This window comes from Tardiphaga sp. 37S4, assembly GCF_021044645.1.
In the GTDB taxonomy this organism is placed as follows: Bacteria; Pseudomonadota; Alphaproteobacteria; order Rhizobiales; family Xanthobacteraceae; genus Tardiphaga; species Tardiphaga robiniae.
In genome coordinates this window covers 5,684,693-5,699,712 of sequence record NZ_CP088008.1, presented here as the reverse complement: position 1 = coordinate 5,699,712, position 15,020 = coordinate 5,684,693, and the positions used below count along the sequence as shown (strand labels likewise).

Sequence of the window (15,020 nt, the reverse complement as noted above, 5' to 3'; positions counted from 1 at the left end):
GGTGGCGCTTGTACCTGACGAGCGACCGTCCGCATGATCCGCAAAGGTTTGACGATGCAGCGTGGCCTGTCACGAACCTCCAGCCTGCCGGCGCGGACCGAGCTTGGCGATGCCTTGCGGGCCTGCCGCGGCGCCTTTCTCGGCGTCGGGCTGATGAGCTGCATGATCAATATCCTGTATCTGACCGGCTCGTTCTTCATGCTCGAGGTCTATGACCGCGTGCTGCCAAGCCGCAGCGTGCCGACTCTCGTCGGTCTCATCGTCCTGGCCGGCGGGCTTTATGTGGCCCAGGGTATTCTCGACCTGCTGCGCGGCCGCATTCTGGTGCGGATCGGCAGTTCGCTCGACGAGGCGCTGAGCCCTCGCGTGTTCCAGACCGTGGTGCGACTGCCCCTCCTTGCCGGCGGACACAACGAAGGTCTGCAGCCGCTGCGCGATCTCGACAATGTTCGCTCGTTCCTCTCCGGCATGGGACCGAGCGCGCTGTTCGACCTGCCCTGGCTGCCGCTCTATCTGGCGATCTGCTTTGCGTTTCATCCGATGATCGGCGTCACCGCACTGGTCGGCGCCATCCTGCTGGTGGGCCTGACGATCCTCACAGAAATCATGACCCGCGAACCTGCGCGCGAGGCCAACGGCCTTGCGGCACGTCGCAGCGGGATTGCTTCGGCCAGCCGGCGTAATGCCGAAGTCGTCGTCGCGATGGGCATGGCCGGGCGTCTGACGCAGCGATGGCGCGAGGCCAACGAGACCTATCTGGCCGGCAACCAGCGCACCAGCGATGTAGCCGGCGGCCTCGGCGCCATCGCCAAGGTCATGCGCATGATCCTACAATCAGCGGTGCTCGGCGTCGGTGCCTATCTCGTGATCAATCAGGAAGCCACCGCCGGCATCATCATCGCGGGCTCGATCCTCAGCGCCCGCGCGCTGGCGCCGGTCGATCTGGCGATCGCGCACTGGAAGGGTTTTGTCACCGCCCGGCAGAGCTGGCATCGGCTCAACGGGCTGCTATACGCCTTGCCGGACCAGGCAGCGCTGACTCAGCTGCAAGATCCGTCGCAGAAACTGACCATCGAAGGCGTCAGCATCGCACCGCCGGGTGAGCAGAAGGTCACGGTCAGCGACATCACTTTTGCGCTCGCGGCCGGCAACGGTCTCGGCATCATCGGACCGTCGGGCTCCGGCAAATCATCGCTGCTGCGCGCGCTGGTCGGCGTCTGGAAGCCGGTGCGCGGTCATGTCCGGCTCGATGCCGCGGCGCTCGACCAATGGGCGCCGGACGATCTCGGCCGCCATATCGGCTATTTGCCTCAGGATGTCGAACTGTTCGCAGGCTCCATTGCCGACAATATCTGCCGTTTTGATCCCGATGCGAAGGATGACGATATCATCACCGCGGCACGGCAGGCCGGCGTCCATGACCTCATCGTCGGCATGCGCGAAGGCTATGATACGCAGGTCGGCGATCACGGCGGCGTTCTATCCGCCGGTCAGGCGCAACGCATCGCGCTGGCGCGCGCGCTGTATGGCGATCCGTTCCTGATCGTTCTGGACGAACCGAATTCCAATCTCGACACCGAAGGCGATGAAGCGCTGACCAAGGCCGTGCGCGCGGCCCGTACGCGCGGCGCCATCGTCATCGTCGTTGCACACCGGCCGATCGGCATCGAAGGCGTCGACATGCTGCTGGTGCTGAAGGATGGTCGCATGCAGGCCTTCGGACCGAAGGAGACCGTGCTGGGTCAGGTGCTGCAGCGCCCGGCAGCACAGCCGATCAAGATCGTCGCCGACGGCGGAGTTGCCAAGCCATGAGTGCGCCGCTCACAGGTTCGCGTCGTTCCATTCGCCTCCATCTGATGATCGGCCTTGCCGTCGTCCTCGTGCTGGCAGGCGGTTTGGGCGGCTGGGCGTCGACCGCGCAGATCTCCGGCGCCCTGATCGCGCCCGGCTCGGTGGTCGTCGATTCCAACGTCAAGAAAGTCCAGCACCCGACCGGCGGCGTCGTCGGCGAAGTGCGCGCCCGCGACGGCGACCTGGTAAAGGCTGGCGATGTCGTCGTGCGCCTGGACGATACCGTCACCAAAGCCGGCCTTGCTATCGTCACTAAGAACCTCAACGGATTGTGGGCACGCGCGGCGCGGCTGGAAGCCGAGCAGCGCGGCGTCGATCGTATTACGTTTCCACCGCAGCTTATCGAGCAGATCGCGGATGACGACGTGAAGAACGTCATCGCCAGCGAGACCAAGCTGTTCAACGTGCGCTCGACCGGCCGCGTCGGCCAAAAGCAGCAGCTGCGCGAACGCATTGCGCAGCTCAACGAGGAGATCGCCGGCCTCACCGCGCAGGAAACTGCCAAGACCCGCGAGATAGCGCTGGTGGAGAAGGAGCTGGTCGGCGTCCGCGGATTGTTCGATCAACAGCTGGTGCAGATCTCGCGCCTGACCGTGCTGGAGCGCGACGCCGCGCGCCTCGCCGGCGAACGCGCACAGTTCATCGCCGCCCGCGCCCAGGCCAAGGGCAAAATCACCGAGATCGAGCTGCAGATTTTCCAGATCGACAAGGATCTCGTCAGCGAGGTCTCCAAGGACCTGCGCGAGACCAATGACAAGATCGGCGAATTCGTCGAACGCAAGGTCACCGCCGAGGACCAGCTGCGCCGCATCGACATCCGCGCGCCGCAGGACGGCATGGTGCTGCAGTCCACTGTACACACCATCGGCGGGGTCATTACCGCGGGCGACGCCATCATGCTGATCGTGCCGCAGACCGACAATCTGTCGGTGGAAGCCCGGGTCAATCCGCAGGATATCGACAAGCTGCAGATCGGCCAGAAGACGCTGCTGCGACTTTCCGCCTTCAACCAGCGCACCACGCCCGAGCTCAACGGCGCCGTCAGCCGCGTCTCGCCGGATACGACGACGGATCAGCGCACCGGGCAGAGCTATTACACGATCCGGATTTCGATGCCCGCATCGGAAGTCGCCAAGCTCGGCGATGTGCGCCTGATCCCCGGCATGCCCGTCGAAGCCTTCGTGCAGACCGGCGACCGCACCATGCTGTCCTATCTCGCCAAGCCGCTGAGCGATCAGTTGATGCGCGCCTTCCGCGAGAAATGACCCTGCACCCATGAAGCGCATGCGGCGAGTGAGACGGCTGGCGCAGCGGTTCGGTTGGGCACGTGCGTTCTGTGTCGTATTACTGCTTGGCCTCGCGTCGCTGCGCATCGCTGATCCACCCGCCATCGAGGAATTGCGGCTGCGGGTCTTCGATACCTATCAGGTGATCCAGCCGCGGGTGAAGACGGCGAAGCCCGTTACCATCGTGGATATCGACGAGAAGAGCCTCGCAAAATATGGCCAGTGGCCGTGGCCGCGCACGCGTATCGCCGAGCTTGTCACCAGGTTGAACCAGCTAGGCGCCGTCGTGACCGGCTTCGACATCGTATTCCCCGAACCGGACCGGCTGAATCCTGCGCTGGCGGCGGAGAGTTTTACAGGGCTCGATGACGAGACGCGCATCCGACTGAAAGCATTACCCAGCAACGATCAGGTGCTGGCAGACGCCATCCGGCGCGGGCGCGTGGTGCTTGGCGAGTCCGGCCTGCCCTATGTCGTTTCGGAACTCGACAAGTCTCTGCCCCTGACGGGGTTGGCCATGCTCGGCGGGGATCCGCAGCCATTCATGTTGGCGTTTCCCGGACTGATCCGGAATATCGATCTGCTGGAAAAGGCAGCCATGGGACGCGGCCTGTTCACCATCAGTCAGGAGCGCGACGGTCTCGTGCGCCGCGTGCCCGTGATGATGCAGGCGCAAGGCATAGTCATGCCGTCGCTGAGCTTCGAGATGCTGCGCGCCATCACCGGCACCGACACGATCCTGATCAAATCCGACCGCGCCGGCATCAAGAGCATTGCGATCAAGGGTCTGGAGATTCCCACCGACAGCGAAGGACGGATCTGGGTGCATTTCGCCAAGCGCGATCCCAGTATCTATGTGTCGGCGTCCGACGTGCTCGATGGCACGGTGCAACCCGGCATGATCGCGCGGCATTTGGTGCTGATCGGTACCTCGGCGGTCGGCTTGCTCGATACCAAGACGACACCGCTCGATGCGGTCATTCCCGGCGTCGAGGTTCATGCGCAGGTGCTGGAGAGTGCGCTCACAAAGACCGTGCTGTCGCAACCCGCCTATACGCGTGGCGCCGAACTGTGCATTGCGATCATTCTCGGCATTATCGTGATCTGGCTCGCCCCGATGTTCGGCCCCGTCACCCTTATCATCATGGGCGCCGTGTTTGCGGCGCTGCTCGCCGGTACATCCTGGTATTTCTACACGCAGCACCGCCTGCTGATCGACTTCACCTATCCCTTGCTCTCGACCACACTGATCTATCTCACGCTGATCTTCAGCAATTTCGTGCGCGAGCAGGCGCAGCGCCGCCGCATCCGCTCGGCCTTCAGCCAGTATTTGTCGCCGGCGCTGGTGGCTCAGCTCGCCCAGTCGCCGGAGAAACTGGTACTTGGCGGCGAGGAGCGCGAAATGACCATCATGTTCTCGGACGTACGCGGCTTCACTACGATCTCGGAATCCTACAAGCACGATCCGCATGGCCTGACCACGCTGATGAACCGCTTCCTGACGCCGCTGACCAATGCAATCCTCGATCGCAAGGGTACCATCGACAAATATATGGGCGACGCCATCATGGCGTTCTGGAATGCACCGCTCGACGACGATCAGCACCAGATCAATGCCTGCCACGCCGCGCTCGACATGCTGGATCGCATCGACGCACTGAACAGACTGCGCCAGATCGAGGCCGAGAACGGCGGCCACGTCTATATCCCGATCAATGTCGGCATCGGCCTCAATACCGGCATCTGCGTCGTCGGCAATATGGGATCGGATCTGCGCTTCGACTATTCGGTGCTCGGCGACAGCGTCAATCTGGCCTCGCGTCTCGAAGGCCAGTCAAAGGAATACGGCTTTCCGATCATCGTCGGCTCGAAGACCGCGCTCGCCGTCAAGGACAAGTTCGCCATTCTCGAACTCGACTTCATCATGGTGAAGGGCAAGAAAGAACCGGAAGTGATCTACGCCATCGCCGGACGTGAGGACGTGACGCATTCGGAGCGCTTCCAGACGCTGCGCAACCTGACCATCGAAATGCTCGCCTGCTATCGTAGTCGCGACTGGGACGGCGCGTTGTACGCCGTCGAGCGCGGCCGCAATTCCGATGTCGCGAATGCCCTTGAGAAGCTCTACGATCTCTATGAGAAGCGCATCCGCGCCTATCAGGAGACCCCGCCACCAGCGGACTGGAACGGCTCGTTTGCATTGCTGACGAAGTAATCCCACGTAGGGCACAATAGCAAAGCGTATTGCGCCAGCGGGCGGTGGGTTACGCTGCGCTAACCCATCCTACAATCTACAGATCAGATTTCGCGCAGTGCCCGCATACTGGGCACGCTGACTTCGGCGAGCTTCAGATTGTCTTCGTTCTGGTCGATCGCGACATATTGCCCGTCCCAATAGGTCAGCGCGGTGTGCGGAACCGAAGTGATGACATCGCGGACGCGGCCGATGACGATGGCGTGGGAGTGGCGCTCGATGACTTCCTCGACGTCGCAGTCGATTGCCGCAAGGCTGCCGGCCAGCAGCGGCACGCCGGTTGCCCGGGTCACCCATTGCGCGCCAACGAAACGTTCTGCGCCCTTCAATCCGCCCTTGCCCGAAAATCGCTCGGCCACGTCGAGCTGATCAGCCGACAAAATGTTGACACCGAAGGCGCCGTAGCGCTGCAGCAGCGGCCAGGACGACGACTCCCGGTTGACGCTGACGATCAGCGTCGGTGGATCGACCGACAGCGACGAGACCGACGTCACCGTCATGCCGGTGATGTCCTTGCCGCGCCCGACAGTGATGACGCTGACGCCGCCGGCCAGCACCCGCATGGCGCCACGGAATTCTTGCGAAGAGACCTCGCGATCAGAAGAAATCTCGCGATCGACGGTGATGTTACGAACGACGGAATTCATGGCAGCCTCGCAGGTCACAATAGTCTCACAAACCAGTGGCGTCGGCTCCCGGGCCGAGCAGATTGCGCAGGATCGAACCTTCCAGCGCCGCAAGATCTGCCGAGCCGCGCTGCCGCGGCCGGGCGATATCGACATTGATATCGTGCGCGATGCGACCGTCTTCAATCACAAGCACGCGATCTGCCAGCGCCACGGCCTCGGACACGTCATGCGTCACGAGAATCGAGGTGAAGGTCTGATCATGCCACACGCGACCGAGCAACTGCTGCATCGAAATACGCGTCAGCGCATCGAGTGCGCCGAGCGGCTCATCGAGCGCCAGCACACGCGGATGGCTGACCAATGCCCGCGCCAGCGCGACACGCTGCTTCTGGCCACCTGACAAGACGGACGGCCATTGATCGCGCTTCTCGGCGAGACCGACTTCCGTCAATGCACTTTCGGCGCGCGCCTTGGCATCGGCAGATGTCCGGTCGGTCCCCAGGCCAACTTCCACATTCGAGAGCACGCTGGCCCATGGCAGCAGGCGCGGTTCCTGGAACATCACGCGGATGTCCTCCGGGCGGGTTTCCTCACCAAAGCTGATCGTACCGGCAGTCGGCGCGTCGAGGCCTGCGATCAAGCGGAGCAGCGTGCTCTTGCCGCAGCCGCTCTGGCCGACAATGGCCACGAACTGGCCGGCAGGAATATGCAGATCGACGCCGCGCAGCACTTCATTGCTGCCGAAGGATTTGCGGAGACCACGAATGGTCAGCGACAGTCCACGGGACTTCTGCTCCGACGGACGCCGCGCCTGCGTGGCGAGGGCCTGTTCGAAATCGACGGGTGCATCGATGACCTGAGCATCGACATGGCTGAGGCGAAGAGACTGTTGCACGGTCATTTCAAATTCTCGCTTCCGAATTTCGCTCAATGTTTCTGAAAAGCCGGGTGCCAGGACAATGTCAGCCGTTCCAGCGCGCGCGAGGCGCTGTCGGCCACCTTGCCCAGTAGCGCGTAGATCAGGATGCTGAGCACGACGACGTCGATCTGCATGAATTCGCGCGCCTGCATCGCCATGTAGCCAAGGCCCGACGAGGCCGCGATGGTTTCGGCCACGATCAGCGTCAGCCACATGATGCCGAGCGCAAAGCGGACGCCGACGAATATCGACGGCAGCGCGCCCGGGAAGATCACACGGCGGAACAGCTCGCTATTGCGCATGCCATAGATGCGGCCCATCTCGATCAGCTGCGGATCGACCGTGCGAATGCCGTGCAGCGTGTTAAGATAGATAGGGAAGAATACGCCAAGCGCGACCAGGAACAGCTTGGCCGATTCATCGATGCCGAACCACAGGATCACCAGCGGGATCAGCGCCAGATGCGGCACGTTGCGCACCATCTGCAGCGTCGTATCCGTGAGCTTGCTGCTGAGCTGGGACAGACCGTTGGCCAGACCGAAGGCAAAGCCGATGCTGCCGCCGATCAGGAAACCGACGGACGCACGCCAGAACGACACCCAGATATTCTGGGTGAGTTCGCCCGAAATCAGCAGCTTCCAGCCAGCCAAGGCAACATCGGTCGGCGCCGGCATTACCCGCGCCGGCACGTAACCCGTGACGCAAGCGGCCTGCCAGACGAGCAGGATGACCAGTGGCACGATCCATTGAGTCAGGCCATCGATGCGCGGCAAGCGAAAGCTGCGAACGCGGGGAAGGATTTCAACAATGCTCATGATGGGGTGCCTGTTGGAATTACGAGGCGCTCTGCGCGCGGTGCTCATTGGCAACGATTTCACCGACCGGGCCGGTGCGCGTCCGTAGCGATGTGACATTGTCGTGCTGTTGCAGCGACAGCAGCGGGAAGACGAGCTCGGCGAAGCGATAGGCTTCCTCGAGATGCGGATAGCCGGACATGATGAAGGTATCGACGCCGACGTCCAGATATTCCTTGATGCGCGCCGCCACCGTCTGCGCATCCCCGACCAGCGCCGTACCGGCGCCGCCACGCACGAGGCCAACACCGGCCCAGAGGTTCGGGCTGATCTCGAGCTTGTCGCGACGTCCGCCATGCAGCTGCATCATGCGCTGCTGGCCGACCGAATCCTGCCGGGCCAATGTCTTCTGCGCATTGGCGATGACGTCGTCGGTGACATACTGAATGAGTTCGTCGGCGGCCTTCCATGCCGCCTCGTTGGTCTCTCGCACGACCACATGAAGACGGATGCCGAACGACAGCTTGCGGCCGCGCTTTTCGGCCGCAGCCTTCACCCGCGCGACCTTCTCGGCGACCAACGCAGGCGGCTCGCCCCAGGTGAGATATTTGTCGACGGTGTCCACCGCGACATCGATGCCGGCATCCGACGAGCCGCCGAAATACAGCGGCGGGCGCGGCGACTGCACCGGCGGGAAGATCAGGCGACCGTCTTCAATCTGGATATGCTTGCCCTGGACATTGACGGTCTTGCCGGCCAGCAGGTCGTTATAGACGTTGAGGAATTCGCGGGTGACGGCATAGCGCTCATCATGCGGCAGGAAAATGCCGTCGCCCTTGTTCTCGACGGGATCGCCGCCAGTAACAACATTGATCAAGAGGCGACCGTTGGTGACACGGTCCAGCGTTGCGGTCATGCGCGCGGCGACGCTCGGCGATTGCAGGCCCGGCCGGACGGCCACGAGATAGCGAAGCTGTTCGGTCCACGGGGCCACAGCGGATGCAACCACCCATGAATCCTCGCAGCTGCGTCCCGTAGGCAGCAGCACGCCGAAATAGCCCAGCTGATCGGCGGCCTGCGCGATCTGGCGGAGATATTTGAAGTCGATGTCGCGCGCACCATGGGTCGATGCCAAGTAGCGTCCATCGCCGTGGGTCGGCAGGAACCAGAGAACATTGGCTTTGGATGGATTGCTCATCGGTGACGTCTCTCTCGCATCGGGCGACCATTGCGGCACCGCGAGAGGATGGTGTCATGACATAAGTCTGTCGAGTGGCCGGGGAAAATAGCGACGTGCGCACTGTGACTTAGGTCGATGACGAGACGTTCCTTTCAAACTTCCGGGCATATGCAGCGCATTTTTCTCCGCCAATCCTGCATCCCGTGGCGATCACAACCGCGTGGGTCGAAATGCAAGAGCTCGACCCGCGATCAGCGCTACTGAGTGGAGAATTTCATGCTGAGATTGCGGCGTGTGACACTCAGATTGTTTTGCTCAAAGGCTCATCATGAGAATGATCGTACAGGCCGTCATTGAGCAATCTGGCGCTTTCGCCGCCGTCATTGACGCTTTGTTAATGACGTCAGCACCGCTACCGCTCCAAATCGTGCGGCATTTACACAACTACCCGCGTTTTGCGAACCGATTTAACCAAATCGACAAGGCGTTTTGCGAGGCTCGGCCACCATGCAGAACGCATCCGCCCCAGGCTCGTCGGCCTCTCCAATAGACAGCGACCGCCCGACCGCAACCTCTTCGACCGAGGCTGCTACCGGATTCGTGGATAGCGATGCCGCATGCGAATTGGAGATGCTGCGCGAGATCGTACGCATGCTGCCGGCCTCCGTCACTGTGCAAGACGATCAGGGCGACTTTCTGCTGGTGAATGACGCCGCGGCAATCCAGTTCAATGCATCGGCAGACCAATTCAACAGACCCGATCCGCAATCGGATTTTCTGGTGCAGGCACTGACGCATCGACGCATGACTGCACTCGACCTGCTGCAGTCCGGCCGCTCCGCGGTATTCGAGGAACGCGTCAATTCCGAACGCGACAGGCGCGTGTTCCTGACCACGCATCGTCCGGCGCGTATCGGTGATCGTAGCGTGCTACTGTCCAGCGCCACCGATGTGAGCCGGCAGAAAGAGATGGAAGAAGAGCTGTTTCGTCGCGCCTATTACGACGAGCTGACCGATCTACCGACGCGGCGTGTGATCGAGAAACATGTCGGCGACATCATTGGCCATTCCGGCGAGACATCACATTTCGCGCTGGCCTTCCTCGACATCGACAATTTCAAGCACATCAACGACTATTACGGTCATAGTGTCGGTGATGCGCTGCTGGTACAGTTCGCCAAGCGGCTGGCGCTCGACCTGCGCGGCACCGACATGCTGTCGCGGATTTCCGGTGACGAATTCCTGCTGCTGCTGAACCCGATCCAGAGCCAGCAGGAGGTCGCCGAATATCTGGAACTGCTGGTGCAGCGGCTGCGTGCGCCGTTCTTCATCGACGGCTCCGAAGTATTCGCTTCAGCCTCGATCGGCGTCAGCCTCTATCCCGAACACGGCCGCAACTACGACACGCTGCATCAGAACGCCGATATCGCGATGTATCGCGTGAAGAATGAAACCAAGGGCGCTGCGGTGTTCTTCGACTCCAGCATGGAGAGCGAGGCGCTGACCCGCATGGCCACCGAACAGTCGTTGCGGCTGGCGATTCTCGACAAGCGGTTCTGCTGCGCGTTTCAACCGAAGGTCGATATCCGCAGCCTGGAGATCAAGGGTATCGAGGCCCTGGTGCGGCTGCGTAACGACGATGGCGTGATCCAGGCACCCAGCACCTTCATCAATCTGGCAGTCGAACTCGGCCTGATTGACGAGCTCACCCATCTGGTGCTCGCCGAGATTATGAAGTCGATCGACCTGATCGACGAGACCTTCGGCGCCACCGCCAGTATCAGCATCAACGTCGCCGCCAAACAGGCTGGCAACCCGGAATTCATGCGCGCCTTTGCCAGGGCCATCGAGGAGACCGGCTGCCCAACGCGCTTCATGGTCGAAGTGACCGAAGACGCATTCGTCGCCAAGACACATTTCCAGGACGACATCCTGCCGATGTTCCGAGCGCTCGGCGTCGGCATCTCCATCGACGATTTCGGCGTCGGCTATTCGTCGTTGTCGGCGCTGGCGGATATCACCGCCGACGAGATCAAGATCGACCGATCCTTCATTACCGACATCCACAAGCGCCCACGCAGCCAAGGCATCCTCCGCGCCATCGAGTCGCTCAGCGAGGCGCTGGGCATGACCGTGATCGCCGAAGGCGTCGAGACCTTCGAGGAACTGGCCTATCTTCAGGCCGCGACCAAGATCCGCTATGCGCAGGGCTATTATTTCTCCAAGCCGATCTTTCTGGAAGAACTGCAGCCCCAGGCGCGCACCAGTAGCGACCTGCGCAGCGCACCACCGGCTCGCCCGGCAGCAGATGCCCGCCCCGCCTATTCCCGCTCCGGCGGCCGGGGTTATTGAGGCACCGCCCTCTCCCCGTCATTGTCATCCCGTAACCACATCCCATCTGTTAAGGGACTGAAAACCACGCGCTACGCACACCAGAGAGCCCCCATGCCCGTCGTCCCGCTGTTTCTGAATATCCTCTGGATCGTGTTCGGCGGATTGGGAATGGCGGTCGGCTGGCTGATCGCGGCCGTTGTGATGGCCATCACCATCATCGGCCTGCCCTGGGCCCGCGCCGCCTTCAATATCGCCGCCTATACGCTGCTGCCGTTCGGCCAGCGCGCCGTTGACCGCGAGGCCGTCACCGGCCGCGGCGACATCGGCACGGGTGTGTTCGGCCTGATCGGCAATGTGATCTGGCTGGTGCTGGCCGGCTGGTGGCTGGCGATCGGCCATCTCCTGGCGGCGCTGGCCCTGGCGATCACCATCGTCGGCATTCCCTTTGCCTGGGCACATCTGAAGCTCGCCGGCATCGCGCTGTGGCCAATCGGCAAGGTCATCGTACCGGCCTAACGCGCATTGCGTTGAACAAATTCAAATTTTCTCGTTGAGAGTGCGCCGCGCATACGCGTGATTAACTATTTCGCTCAATGGTGAAACGAGGTGGGCCTCGGGCGCCGGAGTGATTATGCGTAAGCTTCCTTTTTTGATCGTTGCAGGTTCTTTCACGGCGGTTGTCGCCGCGGGCGCTGGCGCCTGGCATTTCTTCGGGCCCACCGGTGCTCAGACCAGCGCCAAAGCCGATAAAGGCGAGCTCACCACCGCCTCGATCGACACGCGCGCGCCGAAGTCGAACTCGACCGCACCAATCGAACCGCCGCCGCGTGTGCAGGCCGTCGCAGCTGCACCGGCTGCCGCGCCGATGCCCGCCGCTCCAGCCGTTGAAAAACGCCCGGCCATCGCCAAGCCCGTCTGCAACAATCCGAACGCGCTCGGCGTGTCACGCACCGTACAGATCGACACCACCGGTGGCCCCGGCCTCGGCATGTCGCAATACCGCGACTATGACTTCCTGCAGCCCGGCGAAGTCGTGCTGACCTTCGACGACGGCCCGTGGCCGGTGACCACGCCTGCCGTGCTGGCTGCGCTCAGCGCGCAATGCGTGCAGGCCGTGTTCTTCCCGATCGGCAAACATGCCACCTGGCATCCCGCGGTGTTGAAGCAGGTGATCGCGGCCGGCCATTCGGTTGGCACCCATACCTGGTCGCACCAGAATCTGGCGACCAAGACCCCGCAGGAAGCCAAGGACGAGATCGAACGCGGCATCAGCGCCATCACCCTGATGGCCGGCCAGCCGCTGTCGCCCTTCTTCCGTTTCCCGCAGCTGCGCCAGAATGCGGAGCTGAAGGCCTATCTCGCCGAGCGCAACATCGCCGCCTTCTCCATCGACATCGATTCCGAGGACTTCCGTATCCACAATGCAGGCAAGCTGGTCGCCTCGGTGATGGAAAAGCTGAAGAAGAAGGGCAAAGGCATCATCCTGATGCATGACCTGCACAAGTGGTCCGCTGCTGCCGTGCCGGACCTGCTCGCCCAACTCAAGGCCGGCGGCTACAAGATCGTGCATATCCGCGCCAAGGACACGCTGCCGACCATCGCAAGCTACGACGCCGCCATCGCCGCCGAACTGCAGCCGGTGAAAACCAGCAATGCGCGCCCGATTTCCAACGTGATCCAGACGGTCGACTAACACCTGATCCACTCGGGTTGAACCCAATCGAGGCCGGGGCGGCACCGCTGCCCCGGCCTTTTTGTGTTTCGTGGCAAGGCGCGCGGCGAAACAAAACGATCCCCCGACGAAACCATTATCAGCCTCGACGCAGACCGCCTGAAACCGGGCATGGTTATCCATCTGTCCAACGAAGCGGCACACAGCGCCGCCCAACAGGGACAGTCAGATGCGCATCATCGGTTTCATCGTCGCCTTCTCGTTCGCCTTTGCCGGCCCGTCATTCTCCGGCACCGCGATGAACGACCTGCCGGGTATCGGCACCTTTTCCTACAACGGCGCGCAGATCGCCCCAGATCCGGCGACCGCGAAATTCGCCTATCTGACGCTCACGCGTCGCGCCTGATCGCACCCCTCCCCTCCGATATCCCCAGACACAGAAAGCCATCACCATGACCTCATTCAGCGCGAATCTGATCGGACACACCCTCAAGGCCGCCACTGTCGGCGCAATCCTGATGCTGTCGGCGACGGCGAGCCATGCCCAGTCGGCGAGCCCTTTTGCCGGCTTTGACGGATCGTGGAGCGGCAGCGGCACCGTGTCGCTGTCGGATGGCTCCTCCGAACAAATTCGCTGCCGCGCCACCTACAACGTTGTCGGCGGTACCGCGCTGAAACAGTCTCTCCGCTGCGCCAGCGACAGCTACAAGTTCGAACTCAGCAGCGATGTGAAGAGCCAGGGTAATCAGGTGACCGGCACCTGGGGCGAAGCCAGCCGCAATATCTTCGGCAATCTGCAGGGCAGCGCCGGCGGTGGCCAGATCGATGTCTTCGTCGAGGCCGCCGGCTTCGCCGCCAACCTGACGCTGACGACCAAGGGCAACAAGCAGCTGGTCTCGATCAGCTCCAAGGGTCAGATCCGCGACGTCTCGATCAATATGATCCGGAGCTGAGGCAGAACCTATGCGGCTTGATGCTGTCGACCCACGGCATCAAGCCCACTGCCTGACACGAGTGTTTTGATGCCCGGTTGCCGCCTGCGCCTGATCACGCGAAGCAGTGGGTTTTCAATTGTGAGATGCACGATGATGCCCGCGCCGCCGGCTATGGCGACATAACACAGCATCATCATTGTCGATGCTTCGGGCGTCGGCAGCTGAAGCCATCGCTCATTACCTGTTTTCATGACGTCGAAAGCGATCGGATGCGTGAGATAGATGGCGTAGGACGCATTGCCGATCAGAATAAGCGGCTGCCAGGTTATGGCACCGCCGGCATATTCGACAAACAGCGCACTGGCGACAATCACGACCGGCGCGGCTGCGGCGAGCGCCATATAGACCGACGGCGTGACGCTGTTTGCCCATAGCGGTCCCACGAATTGGGACCCATAGCAGAGTGTGACGAGTGCGGCGCCGATCCAGACAATGGAGCGTTGTGGTGCAGCGGGAGCAAAAACCTGCAACGCATAGAAGATCGCGATCCCGGCGATGAAGAACTTCGTATAGTCGAAGGACAGATAGTGGCAGGCAGCCGCCGTGCAGACGGCGGCCGCCGCATAGTTCAACGCCACCAGGCATCCGACAACGATCAGCGGCGCCAGACGGCGGCTGATCACAAGCGCGGCTGCGAAGATCAGATAAAAATACACCTCGTAGTTCAGCGACCAACCGACATTTAGGATCGGATATTTGTCACCGATCGGCGCGAACATCAGGCTACGGCCGACATAGGCCCAGAGCGGCTCGGACGAACGGCCATCCAACGGCTTTGCCCATGTCTCTGCCTCAAGCAGCGCAGATCCGAACATCACGACAAGAAGCACGGCTGTGCACAGCCAATAGAGCGGTGCGATCCGCTCCAGGCGCTTAGCGAGAAAATCGTCATCACCCTTCCGGGTGATGAAACACATGATGAAGCCGGAGATGACGAAGAAGGTGGAGACCCCGAAGAATTCGGTGTGCCAATCGCCCGCGAACTTGTAGCCGGTGTGGAAAAACACCACGCCAAGGGCAGCTATGCCGCGCAACACCTGCAGATTTGACAGCATGGGCCTCCCTCAACCGCCCGTCGCGGTCGGGGACAAACCTCTGGCAGAGAC

The 15,020-nt window shown here is 62.1% G+C and carries 13 protein-coding genes; 8 read left to right on the top strand and 5 right to left on the bottom strand.

Features of this window, described 5'->3' with window-relative positions; genetic code table 11:
* Positions 1-33: 33 nt before the first annotated feature.
* The 3 genes from LPB73_RS27095 to LPB73_RS27085 are packed head-to-tail and all read left to right on the top strand — an operon-like array spanning position 34 to position 5,352.
* Entirely contained in the window at positions 34-1,812 is a 1,779-nt protein-coding gene (locus tag LPB73_RS27095; protein ID WP_231078782.1) for a type I secretion system permease/ATPase, read from the top strand.
* Positions 1,809-3,116, top strand: coding sequence for an HlyD family type I secretion periplasmic adaptor subunit (locus LPB73_RS27090; RefSeq protein ID WP_231078781.1), 1,308 nt, complete (start codon positions 1,809-1,811; stop codon positions 3,114-3,116). Before LPB73_RS27095 ends, LPB73_RS27090 begins: the two co-directional genes overlap by 4 nt.
* A gap of 10 nt (positions 3,117-3,126) precedes the next feature.
* Positions 3,127-5,352 carry a CHASE2 domain-containing protein gene (locus LPB73_RS27085; RefSeq protein ID WP_231078780.1) on the top strand — a complete coding sequence of 742 codons (2,226 nt, stop codon included), beginning with the start codon at positions 3,127-3,129 and terminating at the stop codon, positions 5,350-5,352.
* An 83-nt stretch (positions 5,353-5,435) separates the two neighbouring features.
* On the opposite strand, the gene LPB73_RS27080 is transcribed toward LPB73_RS27085, so the two are convergent.
* Genes LPB73_RS27080 through ssuD form a run of 4 tightly spaced genes read right to left on the bottom strand, consistent with a single transcriptional unit; the run spans position 5,436 to position 8,931 of the window.
* The gene (locus LPB73_RS27080; protein WP_231078779.1) at positions 5,436-6,038 is read right to left on the bottom strand and encodes a flavin reductase family protein; all 603 of its coding nucleotides are present in this window, start codon (positions 6,036-6,038) and stop codon (positions 5,436-5,438) included.
* A gap of 25 nt (positions 6,039-6,063) precedes the next feature.
* A complete protein-coding gene (locus LPB73_RS27075) occupies positions 6,064-6,915 on the bottom strand; it encodes an ATP-binding cassette domain-containing protein (RefSeq protein ID WP_231081263.1) in 852 nt (283 codons plus the stop codon).
* 32 nt (positions 6,916-6,947) lie between these two features.
* Positions 6,948-7,754, bottom strand: coding sequence for an aliphatic sulfonate ABC transporter permease SsuC (gene ssuC, locus LPB73_RS27070; protein ID WP_231078778.1), 807 nt, complete (start codon positions 7,752-7,754; stop codon positions 6,948-6,950).
* Positions 7,755-7,773: 19 nt separating this feature from the next.
* Positions 7,774-8,931, bottom strand: coding sequence for an FMNH2-dependent alkanesulfonate monooxygenase (gene ssuD, locus LPB73_RS27065; RefSeq protein WP_231078777.1), 1,158 nt, complete (start codon positions 8,929-8,931; stop codon positions 7,774-7,776).
* Between the two features lie 612 nt (positions 8,932-9,543).
* Between ssuD and LPB73_RS27060 the strand changes: the two genes are divergently transcribed.
* The 5 genes from LPB73_RS27060 (at position 9,544) to LPB73_RS27040 (ending at position 13,872) form a co-directional block, all read left to right on the top strand.
* Positions 9,544-11,265, top strand: coding sequence for a putative bifunctional diguanylate cyclase/phosphodiesterase (locus LPB73_RS27060; protein ID WP_231078776.1), 1,722 nt, complete (start codon positions 9,544-9,546; stop codon positions 11,263-11,265).
* Positions 11,266-11,358: 93 nt separating this feature from the next.
* Positions 11,359-11,763: a YccF domain-containing protein gene (locus LPB73_RS27055; protein ID WP_231078775.1), complete on the top strand. Its 405-nt coding sequence runs from the start codon at positions 11,359-11,361 to the stop codon at positions 11,761-11,763.
* A gap of 115 nt (positions 11,764-11,878) precedes the next feature.
* A complete protein-coding gene (locus LPB73_RS27050; protein ID WP_231078774.1) occupies positions 11,879-12,940 on the top strand; it encodes a polysaccharide deacetylase family protein in 1,062 nt (353 codons plus the stop codon).
* Positions 12,941-13,148: 208 nt separating this feature from the next.
* Positions 13,149-13,325, top strand: coding sequence for a hypothetical protein (locus tag LPB73_RS27045; protein WP_231078773.1), 177 nt, complete (start codon positions 13,149-13,151; stop codon positions 13,323-13,325).
* 46 nt (positions 13,326-13,371) lie between these two features.
* A complete protein-coding gene (locus LPB73_RS27040; protein ID WP_175369198.1) occupies positions 13,372-13,872 on the top strand; it encodes a hypothetical protein in 501 nt (166 codons plus the stop codon).
* Between the two features lie 8 nt (positions 13,873-13,880).
* On the opposite strand, the gene LPB73_RS27035 is transcribed toward LPB73_RS27040, so the two are convergent.
* Positions 13,881-14,969 (bottom strand): acyltransferase family protein, encoded by a 1,089-nt coding sequence (locus tag LPB73_RS27035; RefSeq protein ID WP_231078772.1) that lies wholly within the window; start codon positions 14,967-14,969, stop codon positions 13,881-13,883.
* Positions 14,970-15,020 lie beyond the last annotated feature (51 nt).

Excerpts from the sequence above, each read along its gene's own strand:
- LPB73_RS27090 (WP_231078781.1), top strand. The coding sequence starts at position 1,809 with ATGAGTGCGCCGCTCACAGGTTCGCGTCGTTCCATTCGCCTCCATCTG.
- ssuC (WP_231078778.1), bottom strand. The coding sequence starts at position 7,754 with ATGAGCATTGTTGAAATCCTTCCCCGCGTTCGCAGCTTTCGCTTGCCG.
- LPB73_RS27055 (WP_231078775.1), top strand. The coding sequence starts at position 11,359 with ATGCCCGTCGTCCCGCTGTTTCTGAATATCCTCTGGATCGTGTTCGGC.
- LPB73_RS27060 (WP_231078776.1), top strand. The coding sequence starts at position 9,544 with ATGCTGCGCGAGATCGTACGCATGCTGCCGGCCTCCGTCACTGTGCAA.
- LPB73_RS27095 (WP_231078782.1), top strand. The coding sequence starts at position 34 with ATGATCCGCAAAGGTTTGACGATGCAGCGTGGCCTGTCACGAACCTCC.
- LPB73_RS27035 (WP_231078772.1), bottom strand. The coding sequence starts at position 14,969 with ATGCTGTCAAATCTGCAGGTGTTGCGCGGCATAGCTGCCCTTGGCGTG.
- LPB73_RS27045 (WP_231078773.1), top strand. The coding sequence starts at position 13,149 with ATGCGCATCATCGGTTTCATCGTCGCCTTCTCGTTCGCCTTTGCCGGC.
- LPB73_RS27040 (WP_175369198.1), top strand. The coding sequence starts at position 13,372 with ATGACCTCATTCAGCGCGAATCTGATCGGACACACCCTCAAGGCCGCC.
- LPB73_RS27080 (WP_231078779.1), bottom strand. The coding sequence starts at position 6,038 with ATGAATTCCGTCGTTCGTAACATCACCGTCGATCGCGAGATTTCTTCT.
- LPB73_RS27085 (WP_231078780.1), top strand. The coding sequence starts at position 3,127 with ATGAAGCGCATGCGGCGAGTGAGACGGCTGGCGCAGCGGTTCGGTTGG.
- LPB73_RS27050 (WP_231078774.1), top strand. The coding sequence starts at position 11,879 with ATGCGTAAGCTTCCTTTTTTGATCGTTGCAGGTTCTTTCACGGCGGTT.
- ssuD (WP_231078777.1), bottom strand. The coding sequence starts at position 8,931 with ATGAGCAATCCATCCAAAGCCAATGTTCTCTGGTTCCTGCCGACCCAC.